We start from the raw sequence: 26,481 nt of genomic DNA on the forward strand, positions 1-26,481 counted from the left end.
GGCGAGCAAGGCTCAAATAATTTAAAAGGATAATACTATGCGCTATTTAATGACGTTAGCTTTTTTAGTGATAACTTTTGCAAGCCAAGCAGAGCAGTGCCTTCAATCTCCGCCAAAAAGTGCAAATTTTGTGTCAGAACCAGCTAATAACAAATTAACTCGGTCACAAGAAGCCAGTTTAAATCGGCTATTTAAAGAGTTATCTCGTTCATGGGTTGGCAAAAGTAGTGGTTATTATTGCGTTGGTGAAGAACCTCAAAGCGCGCATAAAGAATATAAATCACATCAGTTAGAAATCACGTTTAGCAATGACGAATCACTCATATTAAGAGCTCATTCCCAGGCACAAGATAGCGATGAGTTCAGTCAAAAATTATCGAGTTTAACTGTATATGCTGATCAGGGTTTTTTACGCTTTGATCAAAATAATGCTGCGGGTGATATTTGGATTGAACAGCTTTCATCAACACACTTAAGTGTATGGTCAATCAGTCGAGCGGGTACGGTTTATCACCTAATTAATCGCGTTATTAAACGCAGCGCGGGTGCTTTTACAATTACAATGACGACTTATAGTAATAACCGTTTAACAAGCTATTATGAAGGTCACTTGCGACATTAAAATTTAACGTGTTATCCATTTTGTAAATTTTAAATAATCGCGCTAATTAACCGTAATCTTTGATGGCTTTTTGGGATACATGACATTGCCTTTGTCATCGAGCTGAAACCAACCAAGTTGGCTATTTGGTTGGTTTTTATTTTTTATAGCGCATATTAGCAAGGTGCTTCCAACCTCGATTATTGCACCTTCAGAATACTTTTTATCTTGATACCAACAAACATGTTGCAAGGTTTCAGCGTTGAGCAATACGTGTGCTTTTGTTTCTTTTGCACTTGCCAAAATGGGGGGAAAACAAAATAACAAACAAAAAACTAAAGTGAAATAACCTTTCATATAACAAATCCTTCAAAGCTTTCATTTATTATTTGATATAACATAAGAAAATACAAAAGGTATTTTTGAGCTAGCGTTAGCTCATGTTTTAAAAGGATGTTTATGTTTCGATTTATTTTTTTATGCGTATTACTACTTAACTCTTGTACGCTTTTTGCCGAGCAATTATTAGCACAATTTGTTGACCCAATTGATGGCAAAATTGATGCTTCAAATTACCTTTCTGAAAATGTTTATGGTTTTTTACCTGTGCCTATAATAATTACCGATCCTGCGCTTGATAGTGGCCTAGGAATGGTCGGTCTCTTTTTCCATGAATCAGAAGAAGATGCCAACAAGCGTATTGCTGCGTTAAAAACATCAGAAGGTGCAACTCCGCATTTATTTCCTCCAAGTGTCTCTGCATTAGGTGGTGCTTATACAGGAAACGACTCTTGGTTTGGTGGAGCTGCTCATCTTGGCTTTTTTAAACAAGGGGATATACGTTATCTTGGCGCTACTGGTTATGGTGATGTAAATTTAAATTTCTATGGATTTGGAGATTTCAGCTTTAATCGGCCTCTTGAAATTAATACACAAGCAATTGCTGTACTACAAAATCTTAAGTTTAGGGTAGCTGACACTAAGTTATTTGTAGGAATAAAACAAAACTATACAAGCGCGTCACTTAAACCTACTAAATTACCTGATTTTAGCAATATCCTGCCACCAAATTGGCAAGGGCCAGTAGAAGAAGTACTCAAAAAGATGCTAAGTACTGACATTACAACTTCAGGCTTGGGGTTAGTGTTTGAATTTGATAATCGAGATAACTTTTTTTCACCAAATAAAGGCTATCGTTACAGCTTAGATATTACCCGTTTTGATGAGCATTTAGGCAGTGATATTGAATATGACTTATATTTTGCCGAAGGCCTGAATTATTGGCAATTAAATGATTCTTGGCGTTTTGCATTAAAGCTGTCAGCGGAGCATGCTAATACGAATACCTTGCTACCTCCTTATGCGCTGCCGTCAATTAAATTACGTGGCGTGCCTATGGGGCGTTACCAAGGTGATTACGTGTTTTCAACTGAATCAGAAATAAACTATGACATTAATAACCGTTGGAGCATATCTGCGTTTACGGGTTTAGGTCGTTTTGGTACATCTCTGGATTCCATTAAATCGGGCAATAGCCAAATTGCGAAGGGCGTTGGTTTTAGATACTTAATTGCACGACGATATGGCTTTAAAATGGGGTTAGATGTGGCCTTTGGGCCTGAAGAAACTGTTTGGTATGTTCAAGCTGGTACCGCTTGGTAAAAATAGCCTTAACATTATTTGTTTTAATACATTTTCATATCTAGGCTTAACATAACTGTTTAGTTTTAAAATTAACTGGTATGTTAAGTCGCTTCTGTGTTTTGCTTTATGTTCTTATTGTATTTCCACTGAGTGCAAAAGTAATTGATATAACCGTTGAAACGGACATTTACTTCTACGCGAAAGACATTATTGGAAAAAAGCCTATTTTAGAAATTACTGATTATTCGGGTAAAAATGCGCAGCGTGATGTGGTGGAATTTATCTTAATCCAACAAGCATTGATACTTGGTGGTGCCGACATCGAATTTAATTTTCTTTATGGCAATTATGATGCTCGTAATTTAAAACTGTTGAATGAAGGGCTACTTTTACTTTCTTTTGACTCGTTATGGTTAAGTGCTACTGAAAAATATCAGGACAATCTCTACATTAGTGAGCCTCTTATTAAAAAAGGGGATTATTTTGCTGGAATCTTTACCTCAGAAAGTAACATAGAAAAATACAGCAAATCGCCTGTTACCATTAGAGATATGAGCATTGTTTCAAGTAAAGATTGGCATGTTGATTGGCTAACTTTACAGAGTTTAAAACCTAAAAAGCTAATACATGAATCTGACTGGATAGTTATGGCCAAAATGGTTAGTCGTGGCTGGGTTGATGGCATGTTAGCCCCCTTTAAAAAACAGGATAGTTTTTCTTATATAGGTCCAGATTATAAAATATTTGCCATTCCAAATGTGAAAGTTGCATTGGAGGACAGTCGTCACTTTGTAGTATCTAAAAAGCACCCTTTGGGTAAACAAACCTTTGAAGCATTACAAAAAGGATTAGTAATCTTAAAAGAGCGTGGATTAATTGAAAAAGCCTACCGACAGGCAGGCTTTATTAATGAAGATGTAAAAGAGTGGCGGACGATTACATCAGACAAAGTGCAGTTTAATTAGCGTCAATTTGGTTTTCAGGGGCTGCTTCAATAAACGCAGGTAATTGATTGCATCGCTCATAAATAGCACTAATTTTTGGGAATTCACTCATATCGAGGTTAAATCTTAGCGCGTTGAAAACTTGCGGCACTAAACATACATCAGCAAGGCTCGGTGTGTTGCCACAACAAAAATCGGTATCACCAATTTGAGACTCTAATTTTTCAAAACCGATGCGTATCCAATGCAAATACCATTCGGTCTTCTGTTCTTCAGAAATCTGCAATTCACCAGTTAAGTATTTGAGTACACGTAAATTATCAATAGGATGAATATCACATGCAACTGCGTAGGCAAAACTGCGCACCTGTGCTTTTTGCCATGCATCACTTGGTAACAAAGGCGACTGCGGATAAAGTTCATCGAGGTATTCTAAAATTGCCAGAGATTGCCCAAGTTTGCCATGCTCTGTTTCGAGGGCTGGCAATAAGCCTTGTGGGTTCACTTGTAAGTAATCTTCGCTTTGCTGTTCACTTTTCAGTAAATTTACTGGCACCATTTCATGATTAATATTTTTTAGATTCAGTGCGATACGAACACGATAAGCAGCCGATGAACGAAAATAGGTATATAGTTTCATTTAGATAATTCCTTTAAGCACAAACAAAAAAGAACGGCTAACCGTTCTTTTAATTAGCAATTATTGATTGAAATACTTTTTAATGCCTTTCCAACAATCAAGGTAATTTTGTTGACGCTCTTTACCTTCAAGGGCATATTTTGTTGGTGAAATAACGTAACGTGATTCAAACATAAATGCGAGTGTATTTTCATAACGTTGTGGTTCAAGTTCTGCATTAGAAGCTTTCTCAAACACATCTGCCTCAGGTCCATGCGGTGACATACAATTATGTAAACTCATACCGCCTGGCACAAAACCGTGTTCTTTTGCGTCGTACACACCCTCAATTAAACCCATAAACTCACTCATAATATTACGGTGATAATAAGGTGGTCTGAAAGTATTTTCAGCAACCATCCAGCGTGGTGGGAAGATTACAAAATCAACATTGGCAACACCTTCAGTGCCCGATGGCGAAGTAAGTACTGTGAAAATAGATGGATCTGGGTGATCAAAACTCACTGTATTCATAACATTAAAGCGAGCTAAGTCATACTTGTATGGCGCGCTATTACCAGTCCAAGCAACCACATCAAGCGGTGAGTGGCCAATATCACAACGGAATAAATTACCATTGAACTTTGCAACAAGCTCAAAGTCACCTTCTTTATCTTCAAATGCCGCTACAGGGTATTGGAAATCACGCTCATTGGTATAACCATTAGCGCCTACAGGCCCGCGTTCTGGCAAAATATAAGGATGACCATAGTTTTCACAAATATAACCGCGTGCGCTGTCATCTAACAATTCAACTGAAAACTTGATGCCGCGAGGGATTACTGCAATCTCACCTGGCTTAATAGCAAGTTTGCCACACTCAGTATGAAGTACAATTGCACCTTGCTGTGGTACAAAGAGTAATTCGCCATCAGCATTATAAAAATAACGACCATCCATTGAGCTATTAGCTACATACACATGAATACCGATACCTGTTTGACCATTGGCACTGCCGTTTGCCGCCATGGTGATTAACCCGTCGATAAAATCGGTCTTTTCACTTGGAATATCAATAGGGTTCCAGCGCAGCATTGTTGGTGGGGTAGGCACTTCAGTAATTGGCGCCGTTCTTAGTAATCCATTATCTAATGCCTGATAATCACCTTGCACAACAGAAGGACGGATACGGTAAAACCAATTACGGCGGTTATCAGCGCGAGGTGCTGTAAATGCAGTTGTATTGTATTGCTCTGCATACAAGTCATATTTTACTTTTTGCGGTGAAAATTGACCGATTGGTAACGCACCTTCAAGTGCTTCGCTTTCAAACTCATTACCAAAGCCAGTTAAATAATCAAATTCTGGGAAATTCATGGGTCACTCCTGTTGTGATTTTGAAATAATATAGTCTCACGTGAGAGTAATTGCAAGTGGCTATACATTATAAACTCAAACCATAAAGTAATTTGATTTAGCAGTTCCATTAATAAAGGCATACATGTAAATTTAATGTGCCAAAGCAAAGATAAAATAAAAGATACATTTATGATTAAGTTAGCTACTTTTTTGCCTTACAGAATAGCCACACTCAGTAGTAAGTTAAGTAACAGTTTTGCTGAAGTCTATTCAGATAAATATCAATTAACCGTACCACAGTGGCGTGTAATTGCGCATTTAGCAGAGAAAAGTACCTTAACAGCAAAAGAAATTTGTATTGAAGCTGGGCTTGATAAATCAACAACTTCGCGAGCTGTGAAACAGCTGTTGGATGGAGATATCATTATTGGTAGACAAGCAGAAAGAGACAAACGTGCTACGGAACTAGCGCTTACAGAGAAAGGTAATTCGCTTTATCGAGAATTAGCAAACGATGCAGCTAAGTGGCAAGACAACTTATTTGAAAGCCTTTCAAGTGAAGAACAAACTATGCTTTTTTCCATTTTACAAAAATTAGATGAAAACAGTTATTAACGATTAATAGCAATGCTTTTATTTTCGGGCTTAAGAATAGCACTGGATAAATGAATTTCAACAAGGCGTGTTTTTTCTTATTTAGCTGTTCTACATTGATAAATTAAAGTGCAATTAGCATGAAATTTAGTTTGCGAGGATGATCACCTACTGAACTGAATTGGTATAGGTATTAAAAGTAAAATTAGTTTGCGAGGATGATCACCTACTGAACTGAATTGGTATAGGTATTAAAAGTAAAAAAGCCCCGCATTTGCGGGGCTTTCACTATCAAGGGGTATCTAAATATTTAGATTAGAAACGGTAGTTAACACCTACACGCATTTGCCATAGTGAACCAGAGTTCTGAACATCTTGCTGTGCAGCATTTTTGCTGAAACCTTCATAGATGTACTGGTCATTATCGCTGTCGTAAGACATATCAACCATACGGTTACCTACGAATGCACCTTCTTTAAGTACACCCCAGTCATCGTTAAGGAAGTTACCTACGTTCTTAATCGTGAAGAATACATTACCTTTGTGACCGTCCATAAGACCTGGGATTTCTTGTGAAATCTTAACGTCAAATTTAACGTACCAGTCGGCATTGAAATCGTTACGACCTACAGTTGAACCGCGCTTAAGACCTTCTTTCTCAATCCATGCGTTCATATCAGCGATTTCTTCAGCGCTCATGTCGTATACAACGTTAGGATCGTTTTCTAACGGGATATACATTAACTGACGTGAACCATTCCAGTTATTGTCGCCGAACTCACGGTCGCTACGGTTGTACGTGTAGCTGTATGGACGACCTTCACTTGCTTGACCGAATAGGTTGAAGCGCGTTAGGTAACCGTCAAAGAACTCATGCTTGTAACCTAACTTGAATGTGAAACGGTGAGGTACTTCATAGTTTGATGTAGCAAGACTTGGATCATTCGGGTCAGTTACTGCTAAGTTACCGAAATTAGAACCCGCTACTGATGATGTCATTGGGTTAACATCTTCAGATTGCGTGTAAGCATATGAAACAGTGAAATCTAGGCCATTGTCATACTCTTTCGAAAGTGCGAAAGATAATACTGTTGATTCACCGTCATCGCCATCTACGTTAGTAAGTAAGTATTCGTTAAAGCGACGAACTGTATTACCTTCGCTATCCGTAAGCGGTGTGCTTGTGTAAATTGGACGACCATCAAATGTGGTTTCGCCAGTCTTAGTAAGTGCTAAATCACGAATAATTGCACTGTCTTGCTTCTGAGTGTGAAGTAAATCAGCAGTGATGATGTAGTTATCTTCAGTGAAGTAAGTACCACCAAGCGCAAATTTCCACTCTGAAGGAATTTCAAAGTTGTGATCAATCGCGTTCACAGAACCTGAACCACCTGTTGAATTAGCAACTTGGTCATATTGGTTTTGAGGCACTTCAAAGATTGGTGTACCACCGTTAACCATAGGTGTATTGAATAGATCAACACCACGCTCTTGTGTCGCGATGTTTACAACACCGTCATTAGAGTATGAGTTTGATACCCAAACGTTCGGGTTACCACCAGAGTAAAGACCAATACCACCACGTACTTCAATGTTATCAGCTGCTTGCCAGTTGAAGCCTAAACGTGGTTGAAGTAAGTCAATGTCATCCATGTTTTTCGTGTTATTGAAGCCATATAGCTCAGTGAATAACGCGTTTTCGCGAGGCTTGTCGCTACTTGTGTACATGTCATAACGAAGACCGAAAGTAACGCTTAGATCATAATCTAAGAAATTATACTCGTCTTGTAGGTAGAAAGTATGCTGTGCGAATCCAAACTCAGCAGCTGCATCGTCTGGGTTATTCGTACCTGCTGAGTTGTTGTAGTAAACACGTGCAGCAAGACCAGCTTCAAAATCATCAATTGAATCGAAACGGAATTCACCTTGCGTGTGCTGCATGAATAGGTTGAATACGTTAACATTTTCATACTCGTAACCACCTGTGATTACGTGCTCGTCTAGGTAGTATGTACCTGCTAGTTTGAACGTTGTTGTATCGTAATCTAGGTCATTTGATTGACGAGAATCATCTGGGCCTAAGAAAATTGTTTGGCCACCGTTACGAATTTGAACTTCACCAAAACCGCTTTCAGCATCAAGTGAACGCTGACGCATATCTACATCAGACTTACCAATACGCATTTCAGTTGAGAAGTTGTCAGTCCAATCTGAGTATACAGAACCTACGATTGACTGGAACTCAACACCACGCTCATAGAAGTGGCTATCAAGTGTAACAGCCCAATCATCAGACTGGCTTAAACGGAAACCATCATTGTAGTTGTAAACAACACTTGCACGGTGATCATCATTGATGTTCCAGTCTAACTTTACAAGTAATTTCTGGTCATCAACTGGCATGCTTGCTGGTGTAGAACCTGCATCATAGCCATAAACGTCTTGTGCGATTTGACGTACACGATCAAGGTCTGATGGTGTTACATCGTCATCGTCGCTTGTACCAAGGCGAGGGTATTCAAATAACTCTGCACCTTCTAACTCTTCATAAGCTACGAATACAAAAAGTTCATCTTTAATGATTGGCGCACCAACAGAGAAGCCATAACGCTTTTCTGAGTAGTTACCAGTATCGATGTCTTCACCTTCGATTGAATCACCTTGCATTGAATCGTTAGTGTAATCGAAGAAAACTTTACCGTGAACTTCGTTAGTACCTGACTTAGTTACTGCGTTGAAGTTACATGATGTAAAGCCACCGTAGTTTACGTCAAAAGGCGCAAGTTCTACAGCTACTTGGTCGATTGCATCGTATGAGAACGGCGCACGAACAGTAGGATAACCATTGCTGTTTAGACCGAAGTTATCGTTCATACGAACGCCATCAAGCGTTAAGCTGTTAAAACGTGGGTTACCACCACCACACTGAATCGCACCGTCACCACGGCTGTCATCGATGTAAATACGAGGATCAGCTTGTACAATGTCTTTTAAGTCACGGTTAATCGCTGGTTGGTTTTCAAGATCACGAAGGCTAAAGTTAGCAGCAGGACCTGTACCACCAGAGAAAGAGCTGATAGGGCGACCAGTTACTACGATTTGCTCGATGTCTGATTTTGACTGAAGCTGAACGCTTACTGGGTATTCTTTACCAAGTGTTAGGTATACATCTTCAACCATAGTATCTTCAAATTCTTTTGAATCAACGATGATTTGGTATGGACCACCAACACGTAGGCCTTTCGCACTGAAAAGACCAGATTCATTTACTGTTGCCTTTTTAACAGAACCAGAAGGTACGTGAATAATAGTAATTTCAGTACCAGCAGCTGGGTTGCCGTTAGGGCCAACAATAGTACCGCGTACAGATGATGCAGTATCGTTAGCATAAGCAGCTGTAGAGCCTAAACATGCAGCAATTGCAAGAGGCAATACTTTTTTGCGTAGTTGCGTTTTCATTAGTAGTTTCCCGTGTAACTAAGTTTGAAAGTTAGTTTTGTATTTTATTACTTATTATTTTGTTCAAGATAACCAATTGCATTAACTTGAACTTCTGCAGATTTATCAAAAATTTTATTTAATAAACCAGCTAATCTAATGCCACCTTGAAGCAGACGTTCTTTGACAACAGGCATCTGTTCATAAATATAGTGGTATTTGAATTCGCCATTGCCGATATCGTAAAGTTCTTCAGCAATATGAAATGATTCGAGTACCCAATCCTTTGGTTCTGACGCTAAGTAGCGAGAAATAACTTGTGGGTCTTTAGTATCAATAAATTCAACAAATTCAGTGTAGGAAAGGTTTTCACTTTCGACCAATCCTTTATCCCAAAGTGAGTGTAAGTTAGTTTCTTTACCAAAAAATTTAACTTTTATTTTATTTCCACCCCAATCTTCACTACGGCCAGCATGCATAGGCTGATGAATGTCTCCAACAAGGTGGGTTAAAAATCGGAAGTAAAATTGTTTCTTTTCTAAAGAAGTATTGGGGCTTTCAAGCACTGCAACCGCTTTTAAAATACCTGAGTAAATATCAGTAACCTCACCTTTATTGTGGGTAATTCGGTATTCATTTGGTTTGAATTCAGCAGCAGAAGAGATATTGATGTAGTGCCACTTGCCCGATTCGTGTTTCCAAAAGTCGGCAGGGTTTGAGCGCATTTCGTCAGCCCAAGTGGTAACTTCAGCAAGTTTATCTCCTTGTAATAAAGGATAAATTGCACGACGAGTTTCAATCGTTAAATGGTTCTCGGCAATTTTGCCAATAATTCGGTGTCCATTTTGGCTCCAAGCACTTGCATTAGAAGTGGTGAAAGTTAGAGCAACGAGTAACAAAGAACTTATGCGCTTAATCATCTTTTTAATTGTGTTTAGTTGTTATCAACAAGGCTAATTGTCCTTAGTTTTACAAAAATAGAAAGGACTCATTAGGATTCATAATTACTTGTTAACAAAGCTTATAAAACAATAAGATAGAATATTTAAATAAAATTACTTATTGCAATAAGTAAATGTACGTGATGAAATGAGGGCTTAGTTTAGGTCTAGATTCTAACAATAAAAATGAAATATAACTTTTTGTTTTCAAAAGCGGTAATAACTGCTGTTTTTTGTATATTAATTGTGCTTTTTGGCGTGCTCGGAGCAAGCCAATATAAAAGTAATTCTGAGCAACTTGCTTTGTTTATCGAAGTCAACAAGCAATGTGATGCTAAATTATCTGAAAATGAAAATTTATTTCATATTTATGTCCCAACAGAGCAGTTAGCAAATCAACTTATCCCGTATTTCTGTAACAACCCTGTAGTTGCCAAGCAGTTCGGTCAGGTTAAATTGAACTGGGGTTATGATATGAGTGATGCACTTGAGTTTATTGGTCGAGGCAATGCCGACTTAATAATGACGAAAGAAAATTTAATGCTGGCATTTAAAAGTGAGTACACATTTAATTATAAAACATTGCTTTCTTACCCGGATTACACAGCATTTTTTATTTCACTAAATGAGAAACCGCGCCTCGAAAAAGAATACTTTATTGATAAGCGAATTGGTTTATTAGATTACCCAAGTAGCCGTTCAGGCTATATCTTACCGAGAACCTTGTTCAAACAATTAAATATCAATGTTGATAATTTGGATATTATTCAAGCAAGTTCCCATAGTGCATTAAGAGATTTGTTGGCTGAAGGTAAAGTCGATCTTATTGCATCTTACTGGAAGCAAGATGATATGAATCGTTTCTTAGAAAACTACATTACGCCAATTAGCAACAATGTGAGTGGCAGCCGCTGGTATTTTAAAATGGAAACACAAAATACTGAATTAGCCTGTGCCATAAATGGCATTATTCATCGTCATGCCAATGCCCAAACATCCCCTTATTTTAAAGATGTAGAAAGTTATGTTGAATGTTAGTCGTAACAAAATAATTTTAATAGCATGTTTAAGCTATTTTGTGTTTCAGCTTAGTTATGCGCTGTCAAAATACAGTAGTATTAACTCTGCTAAAAACAACTTGTCGGTACTTATCGAAAATCGAATCGCTAAGGATTTAAGTCGTTTACCATTACCAGATCCAAGTAAGAGTAGTGCAGGTAACCTGCTAGCAATTGAAAATTACATTTCAAATTTAAACCAACAAATTGAAAACTTACCACTTGAGCCTAAACTATTAGCAATTCAGTCAGATAAATTTAACTTTGAAAGTACGCGAAAGTTAATTAAGAAGTCGTTTCAAACGCCCAATAAAACGATTACTTTTGTCTATTCTGTAAAAAAACCATCGTTATGGGATTATTTTTCTGTAGCAGCGTTGCTTGCAGCGTTCGGTTTTTATCTTTTAGTTGAATATCGCTATAAGTTAAAATCACAAAAGCAAAATGTGACAATTGAACAGGATAACGAAGAGCGCGCGCGTTTAGTTATCGATCTCGAGAAAAAGCTTTTAATAAATAGCCGTACACATGCAACAGTACCGCTAGCAAATAAACCGCTTTGCTTTTTTACTGCATTAATAGAATACTGTGTTTTACACCCAGATGTTTTATTGAATCAAAATAAAGATTTACCCGACGAACTGGTATCACTATCTAATAAGTACTTTTATCGCTTAACTGAACTTGGTCATACCATTCGAAAGCGTCCAAATTTCTCAAATAGTTTAGAAAAAACATTAAGTGAAATTCGAGCTGCACTTGACGAGATCTTAATGGATGACTTGCAGCTAAAAGAAATGTTCTTCCCACCGAAAGCGCATGGTGAAGGGTCACGTTCAAAGCTTCATCATTATGGTTTGAAAGAAATTGATACTGAGTTAGTTGAGGTAATTGGGAAATAGTTGAGACTTTAATTTTAGAAAAATTGAGCATTCAGAGTCTTAACTGAATGCTCATCAGATTTAGATCTTTGACGCATCAATAGGCGAATTTTTTAAGAAGTAATTCTTTAAAACTTCCGCATCTACTGTATCGGTGGCAACAAAATGTGCATGGTTTGTTACATTAGGATAGCCATCACCGCCAGCCGCATTATAACTATTTAATGTAAAGCGATAGCGCTTTGACATATCGAACGGCTTACCAGCAATCGATTTAATAACAATTGAATCACTACTTTTTTCATATTCAATACCGTAAAACTGACAATATGCGCCAGAATCAGGCGGAAAATTTGCCGCTATTGCAATGTAATCAATCAATTCTTGGCCTTGAAGTTCAAGGTAGGTTATACGATTTTTAAAGGGATGCACTTGCAAAATATCTTTGTAACTTACATCACCGGCTTTAATAGAGTCACGAATACCACCACCACTAATAATACCAAAATCAGCAGCAACACTTTCACTTTGGGCTTTGGCAATCAAACGCCCTAAGTTAGTTTGTACAAATCGAACTTTATTACGGTCGCCTTCTAAGTGGCCAATTAGTTTACCGATTGGTTGTGAAATTTTGGCAGCACCTTTTTCTTGATAAGGTGTTAAAAAAGCAAGCATTTCAGGGTCTTCTGGTATTTTCTCACCAGCCAGTGATTTAACTGTTTTACCTTCAACTATGTCCTCGCGATACATATTTACTGGAATTAACTGATAATCGACTAAGGTTAATTGGTTATTTTCAAAGACAAACTCTGCTTTACCAACATATTTTCCCCATTCATGTGCTTGCATGATCCAGGTGCCATTTTGTTGATCCGGTTGGCATTTATCACCAGGTTGAAAACTTGTATTAGCAGTGTTTTTGCCTTCCATACAAATCGGCTCTTGTGAATGGCCACCTATAATCATATCTAAAGAGTTTTTTGGTAGATTACGGGCAAGAGTGACATCGCCAGGGGCGTTAATACCGTGTTTAGCGTCTACATAATGGCCCATATGGGTTACTGCAATAGTAATATCAGGTTGGTATTTTGCTTCAAGCTTGCTTAATAGGGGCTCTGTTGCAGCCACAGGCTCTCTAAATTCAAAGTTGCCTATGTATTCTGGGTTAGCAATTTTTGCAGTATCAACAGTGGTTAAGCCTATGATGGCAATATTAAGATCGCCACGCTTAATAATGTGATAAGGGGTGTATGCGTGTTCACCCGTTTTTTTATCGAAAATATTAGCAGATAGTAATGGGAAGTTTGACCATGCAATTTGTTTATCAAGTACTTCAAGCGGGTTATCAAATTCGTGGTTACCAATTGCCATCGCATCGTAACCAAGTAAACTCATCCCTTTAAAATCGGGCTCTGCATATTGTAAATCTGATTCGGGTACACCTGTGTTAATGTCACCACCGGAAAGCAGTAATACATGGTGATTTTTTTCTTTCGCTTCTTTGCGTAACTGATCAATCAGTGTTTTACGCGCAGACATGCCATATTCACCTTGGTCGTTTCGCCAAAATCGACCGTGATTGTCATTGGTGTGAAGTACCGTTAGTTTTTCAGCTGCAGCTGACGCAAAGGTAGTAAAACCAGATAAAGTGACAGCTAAAGCAAAACTTGTTCGCATATTGATCATTGTAAATTTCATTTGTTAGCGAAAAAACGTGAATATTCTACCTAGCTAAAATTACGATGGGGCGGACAAATGTCCGCATGATTGCAGCTTCAAGTAAATTAAATGCAGAATAAGTAAAAAGAGTGTTATCAATTGTTACTGTAATACCTTGCTATGTAGCTTCTATATCCATTTATAGGTAATATTTTGCACGATAAAAATTAACAAAATATTCACGGGAAATTATGAACAAGCTAAAAATGGCAGTATTAGCAGCAGGCCTTTCAGTTGGCTCAGCACAAGCAACCATTGTTGAAGTACAAACAACACAGGGGAATTTTCAGATAAACTTGTTCGATGAAGGCACGCCAAAAACGGTTGAAAACTTTCTTAAGTACGTTAATAACGAAGATTTTAATGGCGTTGTTTATCATCGTTTAGTTACTGATTTTGTATTACAGGGCGGTGGTTATACCTTTGATGGCTCAACGTTTAACGCAATAGATAATTATGGCAATGTAGTTAATGAACCTGTTTACTCAAATGTGCGCGGTACCATTGCAATGGCAAAGCTTGCAAATGATCCAAATAGTGCAACGAGCCAATGGTTTATTAATTTAAGTGATAATAGTGCTAATTTAGACTTACAAAATGGTGGTTTTACCGTTTTTGGTCAAGTTATTGGTAATGGTATGGATGTTGTAGATGAATTGTCAAAGTTTGAATGTAATGAATATCCGCTTGTAAATACTACCGATGAACAATGTGCCGATTTAAAAAGCGGCACTTTAACACTTGATGCACAGCGCTTAATTACCATTGAACATGTTGCGATCATTGATAGTAACACCAATACACTTGGTGATTTATCGCCAAAAGAAAATACTCTAATTAAAGAGTCAGTTCAGCCACCTGATCTTTCAAATGATTCAGGCGGTAGCTTTGGTGCGTTACTAACACTTATGGGTGGACTGCTGGTATTTAGACGCAAGCGTACAACACATTAATGTAATTGAGTTTTAGACACGTTTTATTGACAAAATGTTACAAATATAATGTGTTAACTGTTGCATTTAATTACTGCTTTTTTATAGTGGTGATATGAAAGAGCGCTCTGTTTTTTAAAAGATCAGAGCGTTTTTTATATATGTTAATAGGGAACCATTATGAAAAAAGCGCTTACATTAAGTGCATTGGCACTGGCTGTTCTGGTTGGCTGCAACGCAAACAATCAAGCCTCATCAACTTCAAATACGACGAATCTTTATTCAGATACCTTAGTAGTTAGTCCAAATGATAACCGTGAATACAAAACGTTAAAGCTAAGCAATGAAATTGAAGTTGTTTTAGTTTCTGATCCAAATGTAGACAAGTCTGCTGCGGCCCTAAGTGTTGGTGTTGGTTTATTACATGATCCAATGACGCAACAAGGCATGGCGCATTATTTAGAGCATATGCTGTTTTTAGGTACTGAGCGCTTTCCAGATACCAATGAATACTCTGAATTTATGACTAAAAATGGTGGTGCGCATAATGCGTATACATGGTTAGACATTACTAACTACATGTTTAAGGCAAATAACGATGCATTTGAAGAAGGGTTAGATCGTTTTTCAGACTTTTTTAAAGCACCAAAGTTGTATCCTGAATACACTGAAAAAGAAAAAAATGCGGTTAATGCTGAATGGTCGATGCGCCGTGAGCTAGATTTTTTTGGTCAGTTTAAACTCGCGCGTAAAATGATGGGTGAGCATCCAGCCAACCGCTTCTTAATTGGTAATCTTGAAACATTAGGTGATAAAGAAGGTAGTAAGCTGCATGCAGAGACAGTTGCATTTTTTGATAAATACTATTCTTCTAATATCATGAAAGTGGCGCTTTTAAGCAACAAACCAATTGCCGAAATGGAAACGCTTGCGAATAAATACTTCTCAGATATTAAAAACAAAAATATTGAAAAGCCAAGTGTGACTGCGCAAGTTGATTTTTCAAAAATTGGCGGTAAAAAGGTTTTCTACAAGCCAAATAAAGATGTAAAACAGCTTACGCTTGATTTTACCATTGAAAATAATAACGATGAGTTTGCGCTTAAACCAAACCGTTTCTTATCTTATTTGATTTATTCTGAAATGCCGGGTACTCCTGCAACATTACTTCGTGAAAAAGGGTGGATCTCAGGTTTAGGTGCTAATGCATCACCAGCCCATTACGGGAATTACGGTACATTCTCAATTGATGTAACACTTACAGATGACGGTATGAAACACCGTGATGAGATAGTTGCAATCATAATGCAGTACATTGATCTAATTCGTGAAAAAGGTGTTGATAAAAAGTATTTTGACGAGATCAGAACGTCACTTAATAACCAGTTTAAATTCCTAGAAAAAGGCGATGAATTTGGTTATGTGTCAAACCTTGCTGGTGCAATGCAAGTTTATCCAACAAATCATGTTATCAATGCGCCATACTACTATGGTCAATTTGACGAAAAAGCAATTAATGATGTACTTGCACAGCTAACACCAGAGACTTTAAAAATTTGGTATGTAAGTCAGCAAGAAGAAACTGATAGCACGCTCCATTTCTATGATGGTAACTATCGTATTGCGGATATTACGAAAGAAGAAATTGCAAGTTGGAAAAAACCAACAAAACTGGCAATGAACTTACCTGCAGTTAACCGTCTACTACCAGAAAGTTTTGATCTTAAAGTCGCAAGCGATGAAATCAAAGCCAAGCCGCAATTAGTGCATGACACTAATCACATTAAAGTGTGGCAATTCGCAAGTAAAAACTTTGCGCATCAGCCAAAAGGCATGCTGAAAGTATATGTAAATAACCCAAATACGCTGACTGATATGGATACCTCAATTTTGTTAGCAATTTGGCAAGATCTTTACAGTAATAAAGTGGTAGCGCTAAACACTGAGGCCAGTGTTGGCGGCATGTCAATGAGCCTATCTGATTCAAATGGCGTTATTTTTACCGTTAATGGTTTTACGGATAAGCAAAGTGAGCTGATTGTAGCAGGCATGAATGAACTTCGCATCGCACCTACAGAACTTGAATTTAACCAAGCGAAAGACCGATTCTTACGTGGTGTTGCTAATAAGAGCAAAAACTTCCCTTATAGCCAAGCATTTGATGCATTTTATAAAGCAACAAGCCAAGGCAATTATGAAGATAATGCGCTAATTGCACGAGCAAAATCACTTTCAATCAGCGATTTAAGCAAGGTAATTGATAACGTACTTACAAATAACCAAGTACGCGTGTTTATGTTCGGTAACTATGACGCGAAAGACGTTAAAACCGTTGTTTCTAGTTTAGAAAAAGCACTACCTAAGGATGTTAACACAACCCAATACACGCGAGCTAAGTCATGGTTGCCAAAACCTGGCCAGGTATTTACAGTACAGCGTGATATTGATGTGGCTGACGTTGCCCTTGTAGATATGCATATGCACCCTGTAAAAGGTAAAAAGCAAGAAGCGCAGGGTCTAGTGTTACAAGGCCACTTTAGCAACAAAGTATTTGATAAATTACGCACAGAAGAACAACTTGCTTACGCTGTTGGCGGTTTCAGTACAGCCTTAGATGATTACATTGGCTTTGGCATGTATATTCAAACACCTGTTAAAGGGCCTGGCGAAATGCAAGCGCGTTTTGATGAGTACAAACTTGAATACAAAAAAGAGCTTGATGCCATCAGTGAAGAGACGTTTGCACAGCTTAAAAATGCGGTACTTATTAAACTTAATGAGCAACCTAAAAACTTAGGTGATGAATTAAGACCGTATTTATCAGACTGGTACGATGAAAATTTTGATTTTGATTCAAAAGCAGAGCTGATTAAAGAAGTTGAAAAAGTAACACTTGAGGATGTGAAAGATTTCTACAAACAAACGGTGTTAAATAAAAATGCAGCGCGTTTAAATGTTCAAATGCGAGGTACAAAATTTGCTGACAAAGCATTTGGCAAGCTTGAAAATCAAACCGTTATTACTGATTTTACAAAAGCAGATGATTTACTTGATTACCAAAAATAATCGGTAAATTAGAAAAAAGGCGAGTAAATACTCGCCTTTTTTTCGTCATAATTGTTCAATATATTATCAATAATAGCGTCACATTTGATTCATAAGCTTGGCTAAAACAGCTTAATGGCAAATGTTATGATCCAAGTTGAACAAGTAATAGAAAAGCAATTTCCACAATTGACCGCGAGTCCTTTACTGTATAAATCGAGCAGTAAGTTACTTAAAAACTTAATGCACGAAGATGAATTTCAACAATTTGAAAAAGATTACCCACATTTATCGGGCTTAGATTTTGTTGAGCAAGTGCTTGATTACTTTGATATTAGTTACTCAGTAAGAGATAGCGAACGACTCCATATTCCGTCATCTGGTCGTTTAGTGATAATAGCAAACCACCCAATTGGCTCTTTAGATGCGTTAGCATTAATTAAACTTATCAGCGAAGTGCGTTCAGATATTAAAGTAATGGCAAATCAGTTGCTCTACAGTTTAGCGCCTCTACAAGAATTACTCGTACCGGTTGATAATATTAAAGGCACCACTAGTAAAATCACTGTTAATAGCATGAAGCAACACCTAAGTAATGATGGTGTGCTGTTAATATTCCCTGCTGGCGAAGTATCGCGATTACGGCCGCAAGGTGTTAGGGATACTTTTTGGCAAAAGGGCTTTTTGAAAATAGCAAAAGCCTATAAAGCCCCCATTTTACCTATGCATATAGACGCTAAAAACTCGCCTATGTTTTACAGCGTATCCATGCTGTATAAACCACTTGCCTCATTTTTACTTATTGAAGAAATGTTTAAACAGCGAAAGCGTAATTTTCCAATACGCATTGGCGCACTTATTCCTTTAAGTTCATTTGAGTTTTCAAATACTTCAAGTGAGCAGCAAGTAAAACTATTTAAAAAGCATGTGTATGCAATTGGCGAGGGTAAAAAGGGCTACTTTGATACGCAAACCGGCATTGCATTACCAGAAAATAAAGCAAATTTGAGCCGCTTACTAAAAGAAAAATGTGAACTGTTAGGCGAAACTCAAGACGGTAAACATATCTATCTTTATGAGCATGTTGAAAGCTGCGTGATTATGCGTGAAATTGGTCGCCTACGTGAGATTGCATTTCGTGCTGTAGGTGAGGGCACTAACCGTAAACGCGATGTAGATAAATATGATTCAGATTATCTTCACCTTATTTTATGGGATAAAGACGAATTAGAAATTGTGGGCGCATATCGTTTTGGTCGCGCTGATGTGTTAACGAAAGATACGCAAACATCAGGTCTGTATTCTGCCACGTTAGTTAAGTATGAAAAGGAAATGGCCCCCTATTTTGCAAAAGGATTGGAACTCGGAAGAAGTTTTGTACAGCCAAAGTATTGGGGAAAACGCAGCCTAGATTATCTTTGGTTTGGTATTGGCGCTTACTTAAAACATTATCCTGAAATCCGCTATTTATTTGGCCCTGTTAGTATGAGTGGCACTATGCCAACAGCTGCAAAAGATGAAATGGTGGCATTTTATTTAAATTACTTTGGCAGTCCAGAAAAGCTTGCTTCGGCTAATAATCCATATCGTTTTTATGATAACGATAAGTCGGAATTTCAAAAATCAGATTATAAGACTGATTTCAAAGCGCTCAAAGCATCGCTTGCTAATCAAGGTGTGGCTATCCCAACGCTGTTTAAGCAGTATACAGAGCTCTGTGAAGAGGGCGGAGTGAAGTTTTTATGTTTTGGCGTTGACCCTGATTTTAATAACAGTGTAGATGGTCTAGTGTTAGTGGATCTAGCAAAATTGAAAGACAATAAACGAAAGCGTTATTTAACCTGAACTCGGGTTAAGAAGTTAACTAAGCATTTGAAATATATTAGCTATGTTGTTTCATACTTTCTAGCTTGATAGTTTTTCTTAGTGCAAGGCAAATTTGTGCGTCAATAGCGAGTCTATTGCAAATAAATTTAACGCTGTAATAAGTAAAAATAGTTGCTAGAAAGTAATTTATTATCCCGAGCTCAGGTTATTTAGCTTAAAACTAGCTATCTAGTTAAGAATATGTCAGGTTAAGTAAAAATGTTAAGAGGCTTAACCTGTGATTTCTATTATCCCATTCTACGCAGCATTACTTGGCTTACTTTATGTTTACTTAAGTGTCGCAACGGTATCACGGCGCAAAAAAGTGCTAGTTGCACTCGGAGACGGCGGCGATAAATTACTGCAAAAGAAAATGCGTGCACATGGCAATTTTCAAGAATATGTACCTATCGCAATCATTTTAATTGGATGTTTTGAGTATTTAGGCGCATTTAGCTGGCTTATTCATATACTTGGTATGTGTTTGTTCACAGGGCGAGTTTTACATGCCTTTGGCGTGAGTATGGCGCATGAAAAACTGGTCTTTCGAGTTTCCGGTATGGGTTTAACGTTTTTAAGTATACTTATTAGCTGTTTTGGCATTTTGTATTTTCAACTTATCCAAGGAATATGATGAACGACAACAAATACTCACCGCCTAAGGTATGGCAATGGCAACAGGGAAATGGTGGCAAGTTTGCCAATATAAATCGCCCAGTTTCAGGGGCAACACATGAAAAACAATTGCCTGAGGGTAAACATCCACTGCAGTTATATTCTTTAGCCACGCCCAATGGTGTAAAAGTGACTATTTTACTTGAAGAATTACTTGAAAAAGGTTTTGCAGATGCTGAATACGATGCATTTATCATCGATATTATGGAAGGCGCTCAATTTAGTTCTGGTTTTGTTGAAATAAACCCAAATTCAAAAATTCCGGCTTTACTCGATAAATCCACAGAGCCTGCAACGCCTGTGTTTGAATCGGGCGCTATCTTGTTATATTTAGCTGAAAAATATAATTGTTTTATACCCAGTAACCCACAATTAAAAGCAAAATGTTTATCATGGTTATTTTGGCAAATGGGTAGCGGTCCAGCATTAGGTGGTGGTTTCGGTCACTTTTATGCCTATGCACCAGAGCCAATGGAATACCCAATTAACCGCTTTACCATGGAAGTAAAACGTCAGTTAGATTTGCTCGACAAACATTTAGCTAATAACAAATACATTTGTGGCGATGAATATACGATTGCAGATATGGCTATTTGGCCTTGGTACGGTGTGCTTGTACGCGGTGACTTATATGATGCTGCTGAATTTTTGGCGGTGCATGAGTACACTCATTTAACTGCTTGGGCTGAACGTGTTTTTGCAAGGCCAGCAGTAAAACGCGGACGTATGGTTAATCGAAGTTGGGGTGATGAAAATGAACAGGTACATGAACGTCACAGTAAAGAAGACTTTGCAAATAAGGGTTGATTTATAGCACTAAATGCATATGTTGTATATTGTATTCATTGTGGTGTAATAAGGATTTTTGTGAAAAATATCGAACTATGTGAATTAACTGAATCAGATGCTGAATTCATTTTTAAATTGGTAACTCAACCTAGCTTCAAAGCAAATATTGGCGATAAAGGGGTTATTGATTTAGAAACCGCATTAACCCATTTAAAAGAAAAGTATATTGCACCCTATAAAGAGTTTGGTTATGGCCTCTGGGGTATCAGAGATAAAGATTTGAACTGTTATGTTGGTGTATGTGGTTTAGTATCAAGGCCAGACTTTGAAGTGCCAGATTTAGGCTATGCGTTGTTAGATGAATATACCAAACAGGGCTATGTTGATGCTGCAGCGAAAATGAGTATAGCGTTTGCTCGTGGCTTGGAAAATTTAACCCAGTTAAACGCAATAACCTCACCAAGCAATCAAGCCTCAATTAATGTGCTTGAAAAGCTTGGTTTTAAGTTTGAAAAACAATTCACGTTAACGGGCTATGAAGGTGTCTCTAACCTTTATCAACTAGCTCTTTAATTTCAGCGGCAACAGCTTGGTTGGTGTTAAACCAAGCTGTGTTTAATGCGCTAACCAGAGCTGGGTAGCCATCATCTTTTAATTTAACTTGCTCCGTAAACCCTTGGCTATAAACAATATTGGCTATTGTATGTTCTAACTTATAAACCGTGACAACACCGGCAATAACACCTTCGCCATTTAACGTTGCTTGAAACTTATTTAGATAATAATCAATGCGATAGGTAGGTAGTTGAGCATTAATTGCCGACTCTAGTTGTAGTGGTATAACACGCATATCATTTAATTGAGTGTCCAAGCTGACAACACTTGCCTGTAACAAAAGCTCACTCGGAATACTGCTCCAAAGGTGGCTATTTGCACTTTGAATTTGCAAAGGCGTGACTTCAACAGCAATACCCCGATTGGCAAGGTGGCCAATTAGTTTTGGGCTACTGACAATAATGTTAGCGCGGGCATCTTTACCCAGTTTGTTGCTAGCAAATTCACCACCGTCAAGTTGATAGTAACTTATTGGATCAACACTACTGCATGCGATAAGTAACACGCTAAAAAATGAAACAAGTAAAAAACGCGACATGTTATTGTTTCCTCGGAGTAGGATCAGTTTGTAAGTCTTTATCGAATATAAACATATTTGGTTGTTCATTTAAGCCTTTTGTTAAAGGCTGAAGTTGTTCTGCCAATTGTTTAAGCTGATTAAGCGTGCTGTTAAGTTCGTGATAAATAGCCGAGCCTTTCTCATAGTCAGACATGGTTTTTTCAAATTGCAGCATGGTTTCATCAAAAGTGGCCATTGATTCTTCAACTTGCGCCAGTGTTTCATTAAACTCTTTTGGTAATACTTGAGTATCTTTACGGTTTAATAATTCACGTAATTCAACCGCAAAGGTATTGTATTCTGTCATTGTTTGATTGAAGCTATTTAACGGTGTTTGCATATCCAAGTTATTAAATTTTGCTAATAATTCAGAAACTTGGTTTGCCATCACACTAAAGCCACTGGAAGTACTAGGGAATACTTTTAAACCAGCCATTTTAGTTGCAATAAAGGGCTCTACATCTTGGTATAAGTCAAAATCAATATAAACTGAACCTGTAAGCAAATTACCGGTTTTAAGTGATGCTCTTAGCCCTTTTTCAATCCAGCTATCCACATTGCCTTGCCAAAATTCTTTGGCAATTTTAGCATCATGGAAAATACGCTTATATTCAATTTTAACTTTAACTGGTACCGCAGTATTCTCAGTTGAAAAATAAGCAGGGCGGTCGCCAACAATTAACATGGCAGGTGCTTCTTCAACCGTACCTATGCGAATACCGCGATACTCTACAGGCGCACCAGGGGTTAAGCCTCGGATTGATTGTTCAAACGGAATTACGTAGTAATCATATTCATCATAACGATGTTCAAGGGCTTTTTTGTAATCACTACTCAGTCTAAAGGTATGCTGTTGTTTCGCTAAAGCTTCTGGCTTTTCACCTTCAGGAATACCAAATGAAATGCCGCCTTTGAGCATTTTTGCTAATGAGCTTGTTTTAAAGTTGATACCATCTGCTGATAGATCTACTTCAATTGCAGAGTTAATCCAAAAAACCACATTTTCAGTGACTAAGTTTTCGTAAGGTGAGCGGATAAAAATACCGTAGCGCATGATTTGTTGTTGCCAATCAAACTTTGCAGTTTCAATTTGACCCACGTTATAGCCATTATAAAAAATTGAAGTGCCAACATCGATCACATTGGTATTTTTACTGGTGAGTAAGTAGCGCTGACCTTTTATATTGTCTGGTATCTGTGGCGGGGTATCTAACAAAGTAAATTGGCGTGTTTCAGTATCGCTGTTACCCGGTAAAAACTCAAAATAAACACCTGATAAAAGTGTACTTAATCCAGAAATGCCGGATTCATCAATCCGCGTTTTGACTATCCAAATTTTGGCATCTTGGTCAAGCAGGTGCTCATAATCTTTATCAATTACCGCACGGGCAACGACCGTGGTTTGATCATCAGCTAAGCGAACTTGTGCAATTACGCCCATTTTTACCGAACGTACCTTTATTTCAGTTTTGCCAGGGATCACTCCTTCTGCATTAGGCATAGTGATATAAATGCTTGTACCCTGACTTTTGTGATATTGATAAAACATCCAACAGGCGACAAAAATCGCAATCAATGGAATTATCCAAATAGGAGAGAGTTTACGCTTTTTACTAATCGCTGCAGCGTGATTCATTCAGAAGGCCTCTTTTTATCCCAAATTAGGCGCGGATCAAATAATTGAGCGGCAATCATTGAGGTAATTACCATTATCGCGAAAAAAATTGCGCCGATACCAATTGTTATCGACATTAAAACACCTAATTGTACAAGTGAAACTAAAATAACAACAACAAAGACATCAATCATCGACCATTTACCAATCAGCTCAATAAGCACATAGGCTTTACTGGCTTGCTGTTGGCTAATATGTTGTTTTGAAGATACTAAATAACATAACCAAAATAGTGTGAGCAGTTTGCCGATAGGAATACATATACTGGCAATAAAAATAATGATTGCAATGGGGTAAGAGCCAATGTTCCACAAGGTAAACACACCTTGCAAAATGGTTGATGGCTCATCAATTGAAAACACCCAAGTATGCATTATCGGAAAAAAATTTGCGGGCAGATAACAAACAAGAGAAGTAATACTAAATGCTAACACCCACTGAATATGACGTGGATTGCGTACACTGGTTTTTGTATTGCAGCGTGGGCAAATTGGTTCGTTTGTGAGTAATTGGCAAACATGGCAGGCTGATAAATTTTGTTCTTTAGCGCGTTGAACCTCCCCAGAATTCACAATGACTTTATCTTGATCAGCAATTTGTTGCCAAAGTGAGTTACTGTCGAAGTAATAAAGAGTTAGAGAATAACAGACAACAAAACCGGAAAAAGCCCAAAAACTAAGACCAAAGCTAATTTCCGCCATTGCCATAATTTTGATCATACTGATCAGCACACCGATTAGAAATATCTCAGACATTACCCAAGGCTTTAAATAAAAAATAGTTTTCAAACAAATGCGAGAAACTTGTTTGGGCAGCACTTTAAGCAGGCCAGCATGTAAAGGGATAAAAAGCGAAAGTAATACAAAAGGTAAACCGATAATGGTTGCATCAATTAATGCAGCAACAAAAAAGTTATCTTGATAAAATAAGATTTTAGCTGCATCTAATAAACTTATAGTCTGGCTTAGGCCTTGATTGCTAAATGAAATAAAAGGGTAAAGTAGTGCACTAAACAATAAAATAAGAGAGCTAATACTCAGAGCGACGACTTTTTGATTGCGGTATTCAATGGTACGACTTAAAAGAGTATGGCAGTTTGGGCAATACGCATGCTCTCCATGATTTAATTCAGGGATGCTGACAAGTTGATCGCAATGATGACATGCGAGTTGTATTTCCATGAAGCCACTTATTTGTTGTCGTTTCAGTTTAATTTTCTTATATCCTTGATTGTATAGCAAGAAATTGTGCTAGGATATTTGCTCTAATAATGATTAGGCACAATAGGTTATGGAAAATACGCTAAGCCCAGTAAAGGCACTGCTTTATCGAAGTTACCACTTTGCACTTCGTGTTGCGTTATTAGTTTATCCAATTCCGCGGCCGCGCTGTTTTACATCACAGCAGCTTGATAATTGGCTTAGTGAAGTGAAAGAAAATCAAATTGAGCACATGTTGGTGGTGACCGATGATGCCCTTTTGAACTTGGGTATTCCTGAAAAACTAATCTCCTTTCTTAATCATAATGGTATAAAAACCACCGTATTTTCAGGTATTTTGCCTGATCCAGATATCAAAGAAATTGAACAAGGTTATTTGGCTTATTTAAACAATAATTGCCAAGGTATTATCGCTATTGGTGGTGGTTCAGTAATTGATGCAAGTAAGTTAATTGGCGTTCGTATCGCCAGACCTAAAACGCCCTTAACTAAATTAAAAGGTCTGTTTAAAGTTCTTACAAAACTGCCAGTGATTACTGCAGTACCGACTACTGCAGGCACTGGATCTGAAACAACGGTGGCAGCGGTTGCCTCAAACAGAAAGACACACGAAAAATTTGCCATTGCGGATTATTGTTTAGCACCAAAATATGCGCTTTTAATGCCTGAATTAACGCAAGGATTACCAGCATTTATTACGGCAACGACAGCAATGGATGCATTAACCCATGCTATCGAGGCTTATATTGGCGTCAATGGTACGGCTTTTACAAACAAACAATCACTAAAAGCATGCAAGCTAATTTTTGATAATTTGCCGTTAGTGCTGAAAACGCCACAAGATTTAACGTGTCGTGCGCATTTACTTAACGCATCATTTTATGCTGGTGAAGCGTTTACCCGAACCTCAGTGGGCTATGTGCATGCCATTGCCCATCAACTAGGCGCTAAATATCATGTACCTCATGGACTTGCGAATGCTGTGTTATTAGACGTGGTTTTAACTGAATTTGGTAACGAGATTTATGGCAAGCTTGCTGAAATAGCCGATTATTGCGGCTTATCAAAGCAGCAAGATAACATTGAACAAAAAGTCTTTTGCTTAATTGAGGTAATTAAAAAGCTAAAACTTGCTTCAAATATTCAAGCCACTTTACCAGACATTAAAGTTTCGGATATTCCTCATTTGGCGCATGCTGCTAGTAAAGAAGCGCATCCAGATTACCCTGTACCTTCGTTTTGGGGCTTGGCACGCTTTGAAAAGGTGCTCCATAAAATTTGTGAAAAGTGACTTAGGCTTTCACCTA

22 protein-coding genes are annotated in these 26,481 nt (G+C 37.8%); 13 read left to right on the top strand and 9 right to left on the bottom strand.

The genetic code is table 11. The features are described 5' to 3' along the window. The first annotated feature begins 37 nt into the window (after positions 1-37). Complete coding sequence (locus tag ON073_RS05315; protein WP_274760825.1) at positions 38-622, top strand: hypothetical protein; 585 nt, start codon at positions 38-40, stop codon at positions 620-622. Between the two features lie 42 nt (positions 623-664). On the opposite strand, the gene ON073_RS05320 is transcribed toward ON073_RS05315, so the two are convergent. Then, on the bottom strand, positions 665-958 hold the full coding sequence (locus tag ON073_RS05320; protein WP_274760826.1) for a DUF1496 domain-containing protein: 294 nt from the start codon (positions 956-958) through the stop codon (positions 665-667). 102 nt (positions 959-1,060) lie between these two features. On the opposite strand from ON073_RS05320, the gene ON073_RS05325 reads away from it, so the two are divergent. Together ON073_RS05325 and ON073_RS05330 are read left to right on the top strand one after the other, a co-directional pair. Then, the gene (locus ON073_RS05325) at positions 1,061-2,263 is read left to right on the top strand and encodes a BamA/TamA family outer membrane protein (RefSeq protein ID WP_274760827.1); all 1,203 of its coding nucleotides are present in this window, start codon (positions 1,061-1,063) and stop codon (positions 2,261-2,263) included. An 80-nt stretch (positions 2,264-2,343) separates the two neighbouring features. Next, the gene (locus tag ON073_RS05330) at positions 2,344-3,210 is read left to right on the top strand and encodes a hypothetical protein (protein ID WP_274760828.1); all 867 of its coding nucleotides are present in this window, start codon (positions 2,344-2,346) and stop codon (positions 3,208-3,210) included. Here ON073_RS05330 and maiA read toward each other — a convergent pair. Both maiA and hmgA read right to left on the bottom strand, forming a co-directional pair. Continuing rightward, positions 3,203-3,829: a maleylacetoacetate isomerase gene (gene maiA, locus ON073_RS05335; RefSeq protein ID WP_274760829.1), complete on the bottom strand. Its 627-nt coding sequence runs from the start codon at positions 3,827-3,829 to the stop codon at positions 3,203-3,205. The genes ON073_RS05330 and maiA overlap by 8 nt on opposite strands. Positions 3,830-3,889: 60 nt before the next feature. Further along, positions 3,890-5,185, bottom strand: a complete 1,296-nt coding sequence (hmgA, locus tag ON073_RS05340) for a homogentisate 1,2-dioxygenase (protein WP_274760830.1) — start codon at positions 5,183-5,185, stop codon at positions 3,890-3,892. A gap of 171 nt (positions 5,186-5,356) precedes the next feature. Between hmgA and ON073_RS05345 the strand changes: the two genes are divergently transcribed. Continuing rightward, on the top strand, positions 5,357-5,782 hold the full coding sequence (locus ON073_RS05345; RefSeq protein WP_274760831.1) for a MarR family winged helix-turn-helix transcriptional regulator: 426 nt from the start codon (positions 5,357-5,359) through the stop codon (positions 5,780-5,782). A 294-nt stretch (positions 5,783-6,076) separates the two neighbouring features. Here ON073_RS05345 and ON073_RS05350 read toward each other — a convergent pair whose 3' ends face one another. Beyond that, positions 6,077-9,220, bottom strand: coding sequence for a TonB-dependent receptor (locus tag ON073_RS05350; RefSeq protein WP_274760832.1), 3,144 nt, complete (start codon positions 9,218-9,220; stop codon positions 6,077-6,079). A gap of 47 nt (positions 9,221-9,267) precedes the next feature. Continuing rightward, complete coding sequence (locus ON073_RS05355; protein ID WP_274760833.1) at positions 9,268-10,119, bottom strand: S1/P1 nuclease; 852 nt, start codon at positions 10,117-10,119, stop codon at positions 9,268-9,270. Positions 10,120-10,326: 207 nt separating this feature from the next. Here ON073_RS05355 and ON073_RS05360 point away from each other — a divergent pair, with 207 nt between their 5' ends. Together ON073_RS05360 and ON073_RS05365 are read left to right on the top strand one after the other, a co-directional pair. Then, on the top strand, positions 10,327-11,178 hold the full coding sequence (locus ON073_RS05360) for a hypothetical protein (protein WP_274760835.1): 852 nt from the start codon (positions 10,327-10,329) through the stop codon (positions 11,176-11,178). Positions 11,179-11,218: 40 nt separating this feature from the next. Continuing rightward, positions 11,219-12,100, top strand: a complete 882-nt coding sequence (locus tag ON073_RS05365; RefSeq protein ID WP_274760836.1) for a hypothetical protein — start codon at positions 11,219-11,221, stop codon at positions 12,098-12,100. Between the two features lie 60 nt (positions 12,101-12,160). On the opposite strand, the gene ushA is transcribed toward ON073_RS05365, so the two are convergent. Then, positions 12,161-13,756 carry a bifunctional UDP-sugar hydrolase/5'-nucleotidase UshA gene (gene ushA, locus ON073_RS05370; protein WP_274760862.1) on the bottom strand — a complete coding sequence of 532 codons (1,596 nt, stop codon included), beginning with the start codon at positions 13,754-13,756 and terminating at the stop codon, positions 12,161-12,163. A 233-nt stretch (positions 13,757-13,989) separates the two neighbouring features. Between ushA and ON073_RS05375 the strand changes: the two genes are divergently transcribed. The 6 genes from ON073_RS05375 (at position 13,990) to ON073_RS05400 (ending at position 21,678) form a co-directional block, all read left to right on the top strand. After that, positions 13,990-14,751, top strand: a complete 762-nt coding sequence (locus ON073_RS05375) for a peptidylprolyl isomerase (protein WP_274760837.1) — start codon at positions 13,990-13,992, stop codon at positions 14,749-14,751. Positions 14,752-14,910: 159 nt separating this feature from the next. Beyond that, on the top strand, positions 14,911-17,796 hold the full coding sequence (locus ON073_RS05380) for an insulinase family protein (RefSeq protein WP_274760838.1): 2,886 nt from the start codon (positions 14,911-14,913) through the stop codon (positions 17,794-17,796). Between the two features lie 126 nt (positions 17,797-17,922). Next, complete coding sequence (locus tag ON073_RS05385) at positions 17,923-19,620, top strand: lysophospholipid acyltransferase family protein (protein WP_274760840.1); 1,698 nt, start codon at positions 17,923-17,925, stop codon at positions 19,618-19,620. A 259-nt stretch (positions 19,621-19,879) separates the two neighbouring features. Beyond that, positions 19,880-20,275, top strand: coding sequence for an MAPEG family protein (locus ON073_RS05390; protein ID WP_274760842.1), 396 nt, complete (start codon positions 19,880-19,882; stop codon positions 20,273-20,275). Next, the gene (gene yghU, locus ON073_RS05395) at positions 20,275-21,123 is read left to right on the top strand and encodes a glutathione-dependent disulfide-bond oxidoreductase (protein WP_274760844.1); all 849 of its coding nucleotides are present in this window, start codon (positions 20,275-20,277) and stop codon (positions 21,121-21,123) included. The genes ON073_RS05390 and yghU overlap by 1 nt, the downstream gene beginning before the upstream one ends. Positions 21,124-21,183: 60 nt before the next feature. After that, positions 21,184-21,678 carry a GNAT family N-acetyltransferase gene (locus ON073_RS05400; RefSeq protein WP_274760845.1) on the top strand — a complete coding sequence of 165 codons (495 nt, stop codon included), beginning with the start codon at positions 21,184-21,186 and terminating at the stop codon, positions 21,676-21,678. Here ON073_RS05400 and ON073_RS05405 read toward each other — a convergent pair. From ON073_RS05405 to ON073_RS05415, 3 genes are read right to left on the bottom strand one after another with little or no spacing between them, the layout of a single operon-like run. After that, complete coding sequence (locus ON073_RS05405) at positions 21,653-22,258, bottom strand: PqiC family protein (protein ID WP_274760846.1); 606 nt, start codon at positions 22,256-22,258, stop codon at positions 21,653-21,655. The genes ON073_RS05400 and ON073_RS05405 overlap by 26 nt on opposite strands. A 1-nt stretch (position 22,259) precedes the next feature. Next, a complete protein-coding gene (gene pqiB / locus ON073_RS05410) occupies positions 22,260-23,915 on the bottom strand; it encodes an intermembrane transport protein PqiB (protein ID WP_274760847.1) in 1,656 nt (551 codons plus the stop codon). Beyond that, positions 23,912-25,135, bottom strand: coding sequence for a paraquat-inducible protein A (locus ON073_RS05415; protein WP_274760848.1), 1,224 nt, complete (start codon positions 25,133-25,135; stop codon positions 23,912-23,914). Before ON073_RS05415 ends, pqiB begins: the two co-directional genes overlap by 4 nt. Positions 25,136-25,244: 109 nt before the next feature. Here ON073_RS05415 and ON073_RS05420 point away from each other — a divergent pair, with 109 nt between their 5' ends. Next, complete coding sequence (locus ON073_RS05420) at positions 25,245-26,465, top strand: iron-containing alcohol dehydrogenase (protein WP_274760849.1); 1,221 nt, start codon at positions 25,245-25,247, stop codon at positions 26,463-26,465. Positions 26,466-26,481 lie beyond the last annotated feature (16 nt).

The sequence above is a fragment of the Pseudoalteromonas sp. G4 genome (assembly GCF_028875915.1).
Taxonomy (GTDB): domain Bacteria; phylum Pseudomonadota; class Gammaproteobacteria; order Enterobacterales; family Alteromonadaceae; genus Pseudoalteromonas.

Bases quoted from the DNA above. Each gene is read 5' to 3' on its own strand.
- ON073_RS05315 (WP_274760825.1), top strand. From the start codon at position 38: ATGCGCTATTTAATGACGTTAGCTTTTTTAGTGATAACTTTTGCAAGC.
- ON073_RS05320 (WP_274760826.1), bottom strand. From the start codon at position 958: ATGAAAGGTTATTTCACTTTAGTTTTTTGTTTGTTATTTTGTTTTCCC.
- ON073_RS05325 (WP_274760827.1), top strand. From the start codon at position 1,061: ATGTTTCGATTTATTTTTTTATGCGTATTACTACTTAACTCTTGTACG.
- ON073_RS05330 (WP_274760828.1), top strand. From the start codon at position 2,344: ATGTTAAGTCGCTTCTGTGTTTTGCTTTATGTTCTTATTGTATTTCCA.
- maiA (WP_274760829.1), bottom strand. From the start codon at position 3,829: ATGAAACTATATACCTATTTTCGTTCATCGGCTGCTTATCGTGTTCGT.
- hmgA (WP_274760830.1), bottom strand. From the start codon at position 5,185: ATGAATTTCCCAGAATTTGATTATTTAACTGGCTTTGGTAATGAGTTT.
- ON073_RS05345 (WP_274760831.1), top strand. From the start codon at position 5,357: ATGATTAAGTTAGCTACTTTTTTGCCTTACAGAATAGCCACACTCAGT.
- ON073_RS05350 (WP_274760832.1), bottom strand. From the start codon at position 9,220: ATGAAAACGCAACTACGCAAAAAAGTATTGCCTCTTGCAATTGCTGCA.
- ON073_RS05355 (WP_274760833.1), bottom strand. From the start codon at position 10,119: ATGATTAAGCGCATAAGTTCTTTGTTACTCGTTGCTCTAACTTTCACC.
- ON073_RS05360 (WP_274760835.1), top strand. From the start codon at position 10,327: ATGAAATATAACTTTTTGTTTTCAAAAGCGGTAATAACTGCTGTTTTT.
- ushA (WP_274760862.1), bottom strand. From the start codon at position 13,756: ATGCGAACAAGTTTTGCTTTAGCTGTCACTTTATCTGGTTTTACTACC.
- ON073_RS05375 (WP_274760837.1), top strand. From the start codon at position 13,990: ATGAACAAGCTAAAAATGGCAGTATTAGCAGCAGGCCTTTCAGTTGGC.
- ON073_RS05380 (WP_274760838.1), top strand. From the start codon at position 14,911: ATGAAAAAAGCGCTTACATTAAGTGCATTGGCACTGGCTGTTCTGGTT.
- ON073_RS05385 (WP_274760840.1), top strand. From the start codon at position 17,923: ATGATCCAAGTTGAACAAGTAATAGAAAAGCAATTTCCACAATTGACC.
- yghU (WP_274760844.1), top strand. From the start codon at position 20,275: ATGAACGACAACAAATACTCACCGCCTAAGGTATGGCAATGGCAACAG.
- ON073_RS05405 (WP_274760846.1), bottom strand. From the start codon at position 22,258: ATGTCGCGTTTTTTACTTGTTTCATTTTTTAGCGTGTTACTTATCGCA.
- pqiB (WP_274760847.1), bottom strand. From the start codon at position 23,915: ATGAATCACGCTGCAGCGATTAGTAAAAAGCGTAAACTCTCTCCTATT.
- ON073_RS05415 (WP_274760848.1), bottom strand. From the start codon at position 25,135: ATGGAAATACAACTCGCATGTCATCATTGCGATCAACTTGTCAGCATC.
- ON073_RS05420 (WP_274760849.1), top strand. From the start codon at position 25,245: ATGGAAAATACGCTAAGCCCAGTAAAGGCACTGCTTTATCGAAGTTAC.